The sequence below is a fragment of the Duganella sp. GW821-FHT07F09 genome (assembly GCF_059418705.1).
The window spans coordinates 679,352-693,060 of the sequence record NZ_JBWKQJ010000002.1 but is presented as its reverse complement, the minus strand read 5'-3'; the positions used below and the strand labels follow the sequence as shown (position 1 = coordinate 693,060).

Annotated in this window: 9 protein-coding genes; all 9 read right to left on the bottom strand. The window is 63.5% G+C overall.

Annotated features, from left to right (window positions below):
* Positions 1 to 93: 93 nt before the first annotated feature.
* The gene (locus tag AC07P1_RS08230) at positions 94 to 2,877 is read right to left on the bottom strand and encodes an EAL domain-containing protein (protein ID WP_494695301.1); all 2,784 of its coding nucleotides are present in this window, start codon (positions 2,875 to 2,877) and stop codon (positions 94 to 96) included.
* A gap of 173 nt (positions 2,878 to 3,050) precedes the next feature.
* Entirely contained in the window at positions 3,051 to 4,496 is a 1,446-nt protein-coding gene (locus AC07P1_RS08225; RefSeq protein ID WP_494695300.1) for an RCC1 domain-containing protein, read from the bottom strand.
* Between the two features lie 242 nt (positions 4,497 to 4,738).
* Entirely contained in the window at positions 4,739 to 5,419 is a 681-nt protein-coding gene (locus AC07P1_RS08220) for a hypothetical protein (RefSeq protein ID WP_494695299.1), read from the bottom strand.
* Between the two features lie 35 nt (positions 5,420 to 5,454).
* Complete coding sequence (locus AC07P1_RS08215) at positions 5,455 to 5,805, bottom strand: DUF7668 domain-containing protein (protein ID WP_363507080.1); 351 nt, start codon at positions 5,803 to 5,805, stop codon at positions 5,455 to 5,457.
* Between the two features lie 101 nt (positions 5,806 to 5,906).
* A complete protein-coding gene (locus tag AC07P1_RS08210; protein WP_494695376.1) occupies positions 5,907 to 8,264 on the bottom strand; it encodes a YgiQ family radical SAM protein in 2,358 nt (785 codons plus the stop codon).
* Positions 8,265 to 8,490: 226 nt separating this feature from the next.
* Positions 8,491 to 8,769 carry a DUF4404 family protein gene (locus AC07P1_RS08205; RefSeq protein ID WP_315216156.1) on the bottom strand — a complete coding sequence of 93 codons (279 nt, stop codon included), beginning with the start codon at positions 8,767 to 8,769 and terminating at the stop codon, positions 8,491 to 8,493.
* A 19-nt stretch (positions 8,770 to 8,788) separates the two neighbouring features.
* Positions 8,789 to 8,998, bottom strand: a complete 210-nt coding sequence (locus tag AC07P1_RS08200) for a VF530 family protein (RefSeq protein WP_494695298.1) — start codon at positions 8,996 to 8,998, stop codon at positions 8,789 to 8,791.
* Positions 8,999 to 9,180: 182 nt separating this feature from the next.
* Entirely contained in the window at positions 9,181 to 11,310 is a 2,130-nt protein-coding gene (locus tag AC07P1_RS08195; RefSeq protein ID WP_494695297.1) for a M3 family metallopeptidase, read from the bottom strand.
* Positions 11,311 to 11,470: 160 nt separating this feature from the next.
* Entirely contained in the window at positions 11,471 to 13,600 is a 2,130-nt protein-coding gene (locus AC07P1_RS08190; protein WP_494695296.1) for a M3 family metallopeptidase, read from the bottom strand.
* Positions 13,601 to 13,709 lie beyond the last annotated feature (109 nt).

Genomic DNA, 13,709 nt, shown 5'->3' with positions numbered 1-13,709 from the left:
GAGGCAGGTAGGGCGGATTAGCGCTAGCGTAATCCGCCAGGCTCCGTCGGCGGCTCATGGCGGATTACGCTGCGCTAATCCGCCCTACGTGGTTTAACTATTGGCAACGTCCAGGGTCGACGCGGACTTGAGGAAGGCGTCGAACTCCTCGGCCGGCATCGGCTTGGCGAACAGGTAGCCCTGCCCGTAGTCGCAGCCGGCGGCGGCCAGCAGCCCGCGCTGCTCGGGCGTTTCGACGCCCTCGGCGATCACCTTCAACCCCAGCTTGTGCGCCATGACGATGATCGCGCCAGACAAGGCCATGTCGCTCGAGTCGGCCGCCAGGTTGCGCGTGAACGAGCGGTCGATCTTCAAATAGTCGATGTCGAATTTCTTCAGGTACGACAGCGACGAGTAGCCGGTGCCGAAGTCGTCCAGCGCGACCTGGATGCCGGCGTCGCGCAGCTGCAGCAGCTTGTTGCTGACGGCCGTGTTGGCATCGAGCAGCAGCCCTTCGGTGATTTCCACCACCACCGATTGCCCCGGCAGCTCCAGCGCCCGCAGATGGTCGAGCCAGGCCACATAACAGCCGTCCTCGCGCTGGAACTCCAAAGGCGACTGGTTGATGCTGACCTGGAAATCCGGATGGTGCTCGCTGCGCCAGCGCCGCACCCACTGCGCCGATTCGCGGAACACCCATTCGCCGATGCCGGAGATCAGCCCGCTCGCCTCGGCCAGCGGGATGAACTCCAGCGGGCTGACAACGCCGCGCTGCGGGTGGTTCCAGCGGATCAGCGCCTCGGCCTTGTGGATGCGTCCGCTCTCCAGGTGCACGATCGGCTGGAAGTACAGCGCGAACTGCTCGCCGGCGAGCGCGCCGCGCAGGTCGTTGGTCAGGCGCATGCGGTTGAGCGCGGCCACCTGCAGGGTCGGCGTGAAGAAGCTGTAGCGGTTGCGCCCGGCGCCCTTGGCCGCGTACATGGCCTGGTCGGCGTGCTTGAGCAGGTCGCCGATGTCGAGCGCGTCGTCCGGGTACAGGGTGATGCCGATGCTGGCCGACACGAACGCCTGCTCCTGCCCCAGCGCGAACGGCGCCCGCAGGCTGTCGATGATCTGCTGGGCGATGCGCTCGACGCGGTCGGTCTGGCCCAACGTCGACAGGATCACGGTGAACTCGTCGCCGCCGAGCCGCGCCACGGTGTCGGACTTGCGCACGCAGGCGCTGATGCGGCGCGCCGCGTCCACCAGCAGGATGTCGCCCTGGTGGTGGCCGAGCGTGTCGTTGACTTCCTTGAAGTGGTCGAGGTCGATGAACAGCACGGCCAGGCTGGAGCGCTCGCGCCGGCAGACGACGATGTCGTGCGCCAGCCGGTCGTGGAACATGCGGCGGTTGGGCAGCTGCGTCAGGGTGTCGAAGTTGGCCTGCTGCCAGATCAGGGTCTCGCTCTGCTTCTTGGCCGTGACGTCCTCGATCATGCACAGGTGGTGCGGCTGGCTGGCCGCCTCCGTGTCGAGCACGGTGATCGACATGTCGACCCAGGCCATGTCGCCGTTGGGGCGGACCATGCGGCTGGTGGCCTTGAAGCCGGTCGATTGCTGCGCCGTCAGCATGGCCATCTGCGCCTTGATCAGGGCGGCGTCGTCCGGATGGGCGATGTCGAGCCACTTGCCGGCGCGCAGCTCCTGCTGCGAGCGGCCGACGATGTCGAGGTAGCGCAGGTTCAGGTCGCGGTATTCGTAGCTGACCGAGTCGATCAGCGCGATGCCCAGCGGCGAGGCTTCGAACATGGTGCGGAAGCGTTGTTCGCCCTTGCGGATGGCGTCGAGCGCGCGCTTGCGTTCGCGCGCCAGCAGACTGAAGTGGACGGCCGCCGCCAGCACCAGGGCCAGCGCGACCGCGCCCAGCACCCGGTACAGCCACACCAGGCTGCCGCGCTTGTCGTGGCCGTCGTACAGGAAGCCGTCGAAGCTGACCGCCTTGGGCAGCATGCCCAGTCCGGCGTAGACGTCGGCGATGTGGCGCCAGCGCTCCGGGTTCATGTAGCCGATCTCGACGAGCACCGGCTGCACCAGCCCCACCATCTGGCGCGCCTCGTACAGCAGGTGCTGGCGGTCGTTGCGGCGCGAGTACTTGTTCAGGATCAGGTCGACGGTCTCTTCCTGGTGGCTCATCGCCCATTGCCAGCCGCGCATGGTGGCGGCGCGGAAGGCGCGCACCCGCTCGGGATGGCTGGCGATCTCGCGCTCGCTGGTGAACAGGTTGTCGCCGTAGAAGTCGATGCCGACCGCGCGCGGGCTGTAGATATCATACGGAAAGCCGATCCGGTCGAACAGGTCGGGCTCGTTGGTCGTGTAGACGGCCATGGCGTCGACCCGGCCCTCGATCAGGTCGTGCGGATCGAAACTGGGCGCGACGCGCTGGATGCTGCCGACCGGCACGCCCTCCTTGGCCAGGTAGGCCAGCAATTCATCGGCGTTGCCGGCCTCGTCGGTGAGCGAGCCGATCATCGCCCGCTTGCCGATCACGCGGCGGATGTCGGGCTCGCCGCCGGACTGGCGCATCGCCAGCCCGTACGGCGAATGCTGGAAGATCACGCCCAGCACCACCACCGGCTTGCCGGCCAGCCGCGCCAGCAACAGGCTGCTGCCGGCCACGCCGTACTCGGCCTTGCCGGACAACACGTCGCGCTCGGCCTCGTTGCCGTCCGTGCCCTCGAGGATGCGCACGTCGAGCCCGGCGTCGCGGTAATAGCCCTGCTCGAGCGCCGCGTAGTAGCCGGCGAACTGAAATTGGTGCAGATGTTTGAGCCGCAGCGTGACTTTGTCCTGCGCGACGGTCGGCGCGGCGACCAGCAACAGCACAAGGAGGGAGAGGATGACGCGTATGCGGGATGGCACTAGTGTGGTCCTGGAGCGAAAGGGCTAGGCAAATTGTAGCCGCTCCACACCGTTTGTCGGTGCTTTATGACATGTCGTCGGTACAAAAAGCAACGGACGGACCGGCTCGCGCCGTCCGTCCGTTGCCCGCCAGCGCCCACCGATGGCGGCGCCGCGCATTGTGGCCTGGTGCGCTAGTTCGGCACGTTGACCGGCACCGGCGCGTATGGGGCGTTGGCGCCGTTGCCCAGCTGGCCTTCCACATTGCGGCCCCAGCCCCACAGCGTGTCATCCGCTTTCAGGCCGAAGCTGTGCAACATGCCGGAGGTGACGGATTTCCAGTTGGCGCCGGTCCCGAGCTGCAGCGGCACCGGGGAATCGGTGCCGCCGGTGCCCAGTTGGCCCTCGGTGTTGGCGCCCCAGCTCCACAAGGTGCCGTCGTTGCGCAGGCCGACGGTGTGCTGCGCGCCCGCCGACAGCTGCGACCAGTTGCCGTCGGTGCCGATCTGCACCGGCGCGGTGACGTCGGTCAAGGTGCCGGTGCCCAGCTGGCCGTAGGTGTTCTGGCCCCATGCATACAAGGTGCCGGAGGTGGTGATCGCCGTCGAGTGGAAGGCGCCGGCCGCCACCGAGGTGTACTTGAGCGTGCCGATCTTGGCCGGCGCCGTCACATCGGTGCGGCTGGCGTTGCCGACCTGGCCGTTCACGTTGCCGCCCCAGCCGTACAGATCGTTGGTGTCGCGCTGGATCGCCAGCGAATGGGTGTCGCCGGCGGCGATCGAGGCCCACAGCAGCACGCCGATCTTGGCCGGCGCGGTGCGGTTGCCGGTCAGGGCGGCGTCGCCGAGCTGCCCCTTGTCGTTGCGGCCCCATGCGTACAGGTTGCCGTTGACCTTCAGCGCCAGCGCGTGGGCCTTGCCCGCAGCCACCACGGCCCAATCCTTGGCCGTGCCGACCTGGGTCGGCACGGCGCGGTTGACCTGGGTGCCGTCGCCCAACTGGCCGTCCTGGTTGTAGCCCCATGCCCACATGGTGCCGTCGTTGCGGATCGCCACGGCGAACTGGTCGCCGACGGCCACCTGTTTCCAGGTCGGGCTGGCGCCGGCCACCAGCACCGGCGCGTTGCGGTCGATGGTGGTGCTGTCGCCCAACTGCGACTTGATGTTCGAGCCCCAGCTATAGAGATTGCCGTCGGCCTTGCGCGCGATGGTCTGGTAGCCGCCGGCGGTCACCCCCATCCATGGCGCCGTGACCGTGATGGGCAAGGTGCCGACCACGCTGTCGACCGTAGCGGTGACGTTCTCGGTGCCGACCGCCTTGGCCGTGAGCGAGCCATTGGTGGCCACCGCCAGCACCTTGCCATTGGTCGGCGCCCAGATCAGGCCGGTGGCGGCCGTCAGCGCCTTGGTGGTGCCGTCCGAATAGCTGCCGGTGGCGACCAATACCTTGGGCGCCGTGCCGACCGCGATCGTGGTGGCGTTGCCGGGCACGGTGATGGCGATGCTGCGCAAGGTCGGCGTGGTGGTGGCCGGCGGCGTCGCCGCCGAATCGCCACCGCCGCCACCGCCGCAGGCGGCCAACACCGCCAGCAGGGCGACCATCGGCACGTGCAGCAGGGACGAGAATTTAAAGTTTTTCATGATGTTCCAGTTTCACAGTGAAAGTCTGCGTTGCCGGCCGTCGGAGATGACAGCCATCCTCGACCAGTGTAGTCGCGACGACCCCGCCCGCATCGCTGGAGCAGGACCGAATTAGCCGTGCAATTTGACCGATGCGACTCCTTGACAGCATTTCAGCCGGCACGCGCACCAGGACTCGCTGCCCCGCCACGACATTCATGGCTAACCGGCTTGGGATCGCGGGCGCGGTCCATGGAAACAGGTCAGGACAACAACAGCTGTCGCCGTTTCATGAAGCTATGATATCGGCGCACTTGTACATCCGTGCTGCCATTGCCGAGGACAAGAGCACCGCGATCAAGCACTCTGCGGGCTGCTTCCAGATCGCCACTATCGATGTAAAGAAGCGCAGCATATAAAAACCGATCGCTGGATCCGGGCGCGCCTCCAAATTTAATATGGACTGGATATACGTCTAGATTCTCCAGAAAGATTGCCAACTGGCTCGCGCTGGCAATGCTGGATATGAACCGCTGGCCGACCGTATCTAAATCCTCGAAAAATCGCCTACTTCCAGCATCACTGACATAACTATAATCATTTCGATAATTTTCCGCATTTTGCGGATCGTCGTTCCAACGCAACCAGAGCAACTCGACAGCCGCAACCACTTCATGCGAATCCGCGCTTTTAACATGGTCATCAAAAATCAATCCCTTACATTGCAATTGCTGACCGACGCCACGCGAAGCAATAAGCAAGCCGCAACGGAACGTCACCCGATCCCAAATGGAAATCACAATCGTCACCGATACGTCAGCGGTGCTGTTATTCAAAAAGGTGCAGTGATTCTCGTCGTCATCAAGCGGACACAAAAAATACCCTCTCGAAGCCAACCCCGACATTAGAGTATCGTTATGACCAATCTTTTTTCTAAATGACATAGTTAGCATTCTAATTAGAATTACGCCGGACCGAATCAAAGCGCATGAAGATTATCCACCTCAATGCCAATCCCGCCCGCGTCGCGCTCAATCACCGTACATTCGAGGGATAGGTCGGAGCGCCCTTCCTCCACGGTCCAAAGATTAACATTTACGGACCAGGAAGGTGACACCGCATTTATTATTTCAACGATATCAAATTCATACAAACCCAAATCCGGCGCTGCGATCAGTTTCTTTCCGTACGTTGTTACAGCCGCTCGTAATAATTTCCCGGATAGCCGTCTTCCCTGCGTAGCCTCTTCAATCGACTTGTAATCTGCAGCGACCAACCATGAAACTATCTGCGTGACAGCGCCCATATGTTTTTCGTCGAATTTATTCATGAGCGGTTTCTTGAAATTTGGTAAGTATTTCTGAGGAAAAAAAAGCAGACCGGCCTTTCAGCGGATCTGCTGTTTTCACACGCCAGCTCGGGACGCCGACGCTATTTGCGTCCGCGCGGGGCGGCGGCCGGCGCGCGCGCCGGTTTGCCGCCCTTGGCCGGGGCCGACGCGGCCGGCTTCTTGACCTTGATGGTGTCGAGGATGGACGCGCGCACCTTGGTCTCGAGCGACTGGCGCGCCGTGAGCGAACCGGTCAGCGCGTTGGCGCGCTGGCCCTGGCCACGTTGTTGAGGCTGAGCCGACGCCACGATGCCGGATTTGGCACCCTTCTTGGCGGCGGCGCCCGGCAGCGGCAGCGCCGAGGCCGGGCCACGGCGGCCGTCGGTGCTCGGATTGCTGGTCGCCTCGCCGGCGGACCAGCTCGGGATCAAATGCTTGTCGCCGTTGCCGATCAAATCGCCACGGCCCATGGCCACCAGCGCCTCGCGCAGGATCGGCCAGTTCTCCGGGTCCTGGTAGCGCAGGAAGGCCTTGTGCGTGCGGCGGATTTTGCCGCTGCGGGCCGTCTCCACGGTTTCCGAATCGGCCGTCACCTTGCGCAGCGGATTCTTGCGCGTGTGGTACATGGTGGTGGCCATCGCCATCGGCGTCGGCATGAAGGTCTGCACCTGGTCGAGCTTGAAGTTGTTCTTCTTCAGCCACAGCGCCAGGTTCAGCATGTCCAGATCGGTCGTGCCCGGGTGGGCGGCGATAAAGTACGGAATCAGGTATTGCTTTTTGCCGGCCTCCAGCGAGAAGCGGTCGAACATTTCCTTGAACTCGTCGTAGGCGCCGATGCCCGGCTTCATCATCTTCGACAGCGTGTTCTCTTCGGTGTGCTCGGGCGCGATCTTGAGCAGGCCGCCGACGTGGTGGGTCACCAGTTCCTTGACGTATTCGGGCGACCGCACCGCGATGTCATAGCGCAGGCCCGACGAGATCAGGATCTTTTTCACGCCCGGAATGGCGCGGGCCTTGCGGTACAGCGAGATCAGCTTGCTGTGGTCGGTGCCGAGGTTGACGCAGATCGACGGGTACACGCACGACAGGCGGCGGCACGATTCCTCGATCTTCGGGTCTTTGCAGGCCAGGCGGTACATATTGGCGGTCGGCCCGCCCAGGTCGGAAATGGTGCCGGTGAAACCCTTGGTCTTGTCGCGGATGTGTTCGATCTCGCGCAGGATCGACGGCTCAGAGCGGCTCTGGATGATGCGGCCCTCGTGCTCGGTGATCGAGCAGAAGGTGCAGCCGCCGAAGCAGCCGCGCATGATGTTGACCGAGAAACGGATCATTTCCCACGCGGGGATGCGGGCCTTGCCATACGACGGATGCGGCGCGCGCGCGTAGTTCATGTCGTAGACGCCGTCCATCTCGTCCATGCGCAGCGGCAGCGGCGGCGGATTGATCCACACGTCGCGCTCGCCGTGCGCCTGCACCATGGCGCGGGCGTTGCCGGGATTCGATTCCAGGTGGAACACGCGCGAGGCGTGCGCGTACATCACCGGATCGGCGCTGACGGTCTCGTACGACGGCAGCCGCACCACGGTCTTGTGGTGCTTTTCCTTTTCCATCGCCTGGCGCTCTTCGCGGCTCATGATGCGGATGGTTTTGACGACTTCAACGGGGGCGACCGGCTGAGGCTTGGGCTCGACCATGGCCTCGTTGACTTCGGCCTCGCCGTTCGGCTTAGCGCCGCCGTTCTCGGTGGCGCACGACGAAGTGTTCTGCTGCACCATCATGTACGGATCGACGTGCGGATCGACCTTGCCCGGCGTGTCCATGCGGGTGCTGTTGTTGACGCCCCATTCCTCGCTCGGCAGCCAGCCGGCCGGCACCATGAAGGCGGTGCCGCGCAGGTCGCGGATGGTCTTGATGTCCTCGCCGGCGGCCATGCGGTGGGTCAGGTCGACCAGCGCGCGTTCGGCGTTGCCGAAGATCAGCAGATCGGCCTTGGAATCGGTCAGCACCGAGCGGCGCACCTTGTCGGACCAGTAATCGTAATGGGCGATGCGGCGCAGCGAGGCCTCGATCGAGCCGATCACGACCGGTGTGCCGGGGAAGGCTTCGCGCACGCGCTGGGCGTAGACGGTCACGGCGCGGTCGGGCCGCTTGTTCGGCTCGCCGTTGGCGGTGTAGGCGTCGTCGGAGCGGATCTTGCGGTCGGCCGTGTAGCGGTTGACCATCGAATCCATGTTGCCGGCGGTGATGCCGTAGTACAGGCGCGGCTTGCCCAGCGCGCGGAAGGCCTCGGCCGATGTCCAATCGGGCTGGCTGATGATGCCGACGCGGAAGCCTTGCGCCTCCAGCAGGCGGCCGACCAGCGCCATGCCGAAGCTCGGATGGTCGATGTAGGCGTCGCCGGTGACCAGGATCACGTCGCACTCGTCCCAGCCGAGCGCGTCCATCTCGGCGCGGGACATCGGCAGGAAAGGCGCGGCGGCAGCGCGGGCAGACCGCTTGGGGACGGTCGCAAATAAATTGGTAGGGGAGATCATATCGGACAGCATTGTACCGGAAATGCCATCCCTCCGCTCACGTGGCGCGGAAAATTCTTTTAGTATTCAACAACTTGTGACGAAAGCGCCAGTATTATCGGACGATAAACGCTGGCGCTTCGACACCGCCCGGGGTGGGCGGCGGCAAGCTTTAAACGCCGATGTTGGACAGCATGCGGCCCAGTTCGCGCAGCGCCGGCTCCAGTTTCGGGTGCTCGGCGGCGAATTTGGCCGAGATTTCCTGCGAGCGCTCGGCCAGGCCGAAGGTGGTGGTGCCGCCGTCGGGCTGTTCTTCCTTGCCGCGCTCGAGCAGCGCCTGGATGTCGCCATCCAGCTGCACCAGCAATTCCTGCAATTCGGCGTCGACCGGGCCGGCGTTGGCCAGGTTGGCCTGCAGGGTTTTGAGCGATGTTTTCAGATTACTGTCCATGATGCTTATCCCTCGTTGTTCAATCGGCAAATTTGGTGGTCACGTACAACTCTTCGACCTTGGTCCTTGCCCACGGTGTCTTGCGCAAAAACTTCAGGCTGGATTTAACGCTTGGATTGCTGATGAAACAATTGATGTCGATCCGCTGGGCCAGCTGTTCCCAGCCGTAATGCTTGTGCAAACGGGTGACGATGGCTTCCAGCGTTACGCCGTGCAGTTCGTTGCTCATGTGTTGCTGCTCATGGTTATATCTTACTCAAAAAATGAAAGGGCCGAAGCCGATTCTACACAAATCGGATTCGGCCTCGGGTTCCGGGTGGACGCGGGGGCTATCGGCGGCGCTTGGCGGATTACGCTGCGCTAATCCGCCCTACGTGTTTACGTGGTTTAGCTTGCTTCGCTGGCCTGGGTTTATTTTTCCGTCAGGCCACGGCGTTCCAGCAGCGGTTCGATCTTGGCGTCGCGGCCGCGGAATTCGCGGAACATTTGCATCGCGTCCATCGTGCCGCCCTTCGACAGCAGCATCTTGCGGAAGTAGTCGCCGTTTTTGCGCAGCATGCCGCCGTTTTCGTTGAACCATTCGACGGTGTCGGCGTCCAGGCGCTCCGACCACAGGTAGCCGTAGTAACCGGCCGAATAGCCGCCCGAGAACACGTGCGAGAAGTACGTGGTGCGGTAGCGCGGCGGCACCGGCGCGTAGTCGACGCCGGCCGCTTTCAACGATGCCGCCTCGAAGCCCAGCACGTCGGTCGGGATTTGCGTCGCGCCCAGCTGGTGCCATTTCTGGTCCAGGATCGACGCGGCCAGGTACTCGGTGGTGCGGAAGCCTTCGTTGAACTTCTTCGAGGCGATCACCTTGTCGAGCAGTTCCTGCGGCATGGCGGCGCCGGTCTGGTAGTGCTTGGCGTAGTTGGCCAGCACTTCCGGCTGGGTCGACCACATCTCGTTGACCTGCGACGGGAATTCGACGAAGTCGCGCGGCACGCGGGTGCCGGCGAAGCGCGGATACTTGACGTTCGAGAACATGCCGTGCAGCGCGTGGCCGAACTCATGGAACAGGGTGCGCAGTTCGTCGTAGGTCAGCAGCGTCGGCTCGCCGTCGTTCGGCTTCGGAATATTGAGATGGTTGGCCACCACCGGCTGCGTGCCCATCAGCGACGATTGCGACACGTAGGCGTTCATCCAGGCGCCGCCGCGCTTGTTGCTGCGGGCGTAGAAGTCGGCGATGAAAATGGCCAGTTGCTTGCCGTCGGCGTCGATGACGTCGAACACGCGCACGTCCGGGTTGTACACCGGCAGGTCCTTGCGCTCCTTGAACGACAGGCCATAAACCTTGTTGGCGGCGAAGAACACGCCGTTGGTCAGCACACTGTTGAGCTCGAAGTACGGCTTGAGCTGGTTCTGGTCGAAGTTGAAGCGCTCGGCACGCACCTTGTCGCTGTAGAACGACCAGTCGTGGGCGGCCAGCTGGAAACCACCCTTTTCCTTGTCGATCACTTGCTGGATCTCGGCGCCCTCTTTTTTCGCGTTGGCGACGGCCGGACGGGCGAACTCGGACAGCATCTTGTTGACCGCTTCCGGATCGTGCGCGGTCTGGTCTTCCAGCGCGTAGGCGGCAAAGCTTGGATAGCCCAGCAGCGCGGCCTTGTCGGCGCGCAGCTTGGCCAGTTGCAGCACCACTTGCGTGTTGTCGAACTTGCCGCCGTGGCTGCCGCGCGTCAGCGACGCGGCCATCAGGCGCTCGCGTGTGGCGCGGTTGGTCAGCACGGCCAGATTGGCCTGGCCGGAGGTGTTGACGACCGGGATGGCGAACTTGCCTTCCAGGCCGCGCTTGTTGGCGACGATGGCGGCGGCGTCGATCGCCTTATCGCTCATGCCGGCCAGTTCCTCGCGGGTGTCGACGATCAGCGCGGAAGCGTTGGCTTCTTCCAGCACGTTCTGCGCGAAAGTGGTTTGCAACTTGGCCAGCTCGGCGTTCATGGCCTTGAGTTTGTCCTTGTCGGCGGCCGACAGCTTGGCGCCGGCGCGCACGAAGTCGGTGTTGTAGCGTTCCAGCAGGTATTTCGATTCGGCGTCCAGGTTCAGCTTGTCGCGCTTGTCGTACAGCGACTTGATGCGCGCGTACAGCTTGCCGTTGAGGCGGATCGCGTCGCTGTGGGCGGCCAGTTTCGGCGACAGCTCGCGCTCGAGCGCCTTGAAGGTGTCGTTGGTGTTGGCACCGGACAGGTTGCCGAACACGCTGGACACGCGCGACAGCAGCTGGCCCGATTTTTCCATCGCGACGATGGTGTTGTCGAAGGTGGCCGGCTTCTTGTTGTTGGCGATGGCTTCGATCTCGGCCGCCTGCTGGCGCATGCCTTCGGCGAACGCCGGCGCGTAGTCTTCGTTCTTGATCTTGTCGAACTGCGGGTAGCCGTATTGCAGCGGGCTCACCTTGGCGAACGGGTTGCTGGCCGCCAGCAAGGAGGCGGGTTGGGCGGCGTGGACAACGCCGCAGATCGCAGTGATGCCGGCGGCGATGATCAGGTTGTTACGATTCATGGAAATCCTTTGATATAGCTGAATATAAATGGCCACGGTTCCACGTAGGGCGGATTAGGCGGAACGCCGTAATCCGCCAATTTATGAGCCGTCGACGGCGCATGCATGGCGGATTACGCTGCGCTAATCCGCCCTACGTGTTACCTAGGTATCCTCACGTTTACTTGCCGGTCAAGCCACGGCGCTCCAGCAACGGCTCGATGACGGGATCGCGGCCACGGAAATTGTGGAACAGATTCATCGCATCGTCCGTGCCGCCGCGCGACAGCAGCTTGGCGCGGAACCAGTCGCCGTTCTCGCGCTTCAAACCGCCCTTCTCCTTGAACCATTCGACGGTGTCGGCGTCCAGCTTCTCCGACCACAGGTAGGCGTAGTAGCCGGCCGAGTAGCCGCCCGAGAAGCTATGCGAGAAATACGTGGTGCGATAGCGCGGCGGCACCGGCGCGAAATCGACGCCCATGTCCTTCAGCGACTGCGCCTCGAAGCCCAGCACGTCGGTCGGGATCTGCGCCGGGGTCAGCTGGTGCCAGCGCTGGTCCAGCAGCGACGCGGCCAGGTACTCGGTCGTCATGAAGCCCTGGTTGAACTTCTTCGACGCGATCACCTTGTCCAGCAGTTCCTTCGGCATCGGCGCGCCGGTCTTGTAGTGCTTGGCGTAGTTGGCCAGCACCTCCGGCCACACGGCCCACATTTCATTGACCTGCGACGGATACTCGACGAAGTCGCGCGGCACGCTGGTGCCGGAGAAGCGCGGATACTTTACGTTCGAGAACATGCCGTGCAGCGCGTGGCCAAACTCGTGGAACGCGGTCTTGACCTCGTCGTAGGTCAGCAAGGTCGGCTCGCCGGCTGGCGGCTTGGGAATGTTGAGGTGGTTGGCCACCACCGACTTCGTGCCCAGCAACGAGGACTGCGAGATGTACTCGTTCATCCACGCGCCGCCCTGCTTGTTGCCACGCGCGTACATATCGGCCAGGAAGATGGCCAGTTGCTTGCCGTCGGCGTCGAACACGTCGAACACGCGCACGTCAGGGTTGTACACCGGCAGATCCTTGCGCTCCTTGAAGGTGATGCCGTACAGCTTGGTGGCGGCGAAGAACACGCCGTTGATCAGCACGTTATCCAGTTCGAAGTACGGCTTGAGCTGGTTCTCGTCGAAGGCGAAGCGTTGCGCGCGCACCTTGTCGGTGTAATAGGCCCAGTCGGCCGCGCCGATCTTGAAGCCGCCCTTTTCGGCATCGACCACGGCTTGCAGGTCGGCCGCTTCCTTCTTGGCGTTGCTGACGGCCGGCGGCGCCAATTCGCCCAGCAGCTTGTTGACGGCGGCCGTATCGTGCGCGGTCTGGTCTTCCAGCGAGTAGGCGGCGTAGTTGGCGTAGCCCAGCAGGGTGGCCTTCTCGGCGCGCGCCTTGGCGATCTTCAGCACCACCTGGCGGTTGTCGAACTCGCCGCCATTGGCGCCGCGCGACAGCGACACGGCCATCAGCCGGTCGCGCACGGCGCGGCTTTTCAGCACGGCCAGCGGCGGCTGGCCGCTGGTGTTGACCAGCGCGATCAGGAACTTGCCGTCCTTGCCCTTGGCCTTGGCGGCGGCGGCGGCCGCGTCGATCTCGGCGTCGCCCATGCCGGCCAGTTCCTCGCGGGTGTCGACCAGCAGCGCCGAGGCGTTGGTTTCCTTCAGCACGTTCTGCGTGAAGGTGGTTTGCAGGGTGGCGATGACGCCGTTGAGCGCCTTCAGTTTTTCCTTGTCGGCGGCCGACAGGTTGGCGCCGGCGCGGACGAAATCGGTATGGTAGCGTTCCAGCAGGTGCTTCGATTCGGCGTCCAGTTTCAGGTTGTCGCGCTTGTCGTACAGCGCCTTGACGCGCGCGTACAGCTTGGCGTTCAGATAGATCGCGTCGCCGTGAGCGGCCAGCTTGGGCGACATTTCGCTGTCGATGGCGTCGAGCTTGTCGTTGGTGTTGGCGCCCTGCAGATTGGCGAAGGTGGTCTGCACGCGCGTCAGCAGCGCGCCGGATTTTTCCATCGCGACAATGGTGTTGTCGAACGTCGCCGGCTTCTTGTTGTTGGCAATGGCGTCGATTTCCTTGAGCTGCAAGCGCATGCCTTCCGCGTAGGCCGGCAGGAAATGCTCATCCTTGATCTTGTCGAACGCCGGATAGTGGAACGGCAAGGTGCTGGCGGTGGCCAGCGGGTTGCCGGCCAGGGAGGCGGCCGGAGCGGCCAGAACAGTCTGGGAAAAAGCCAGGCCAAGGGCGGCGGCGACAACAAGCATCTGAGGACGGGACATGATCTGGATCTTTCAATAAGCGCCAAGAAAAATGCGGCGCGGCGAAGCGCGGCACGGAAGCGCAAGATCATATCAGGGTGACATACAGGCAGTCACCCGCAAAAAATGC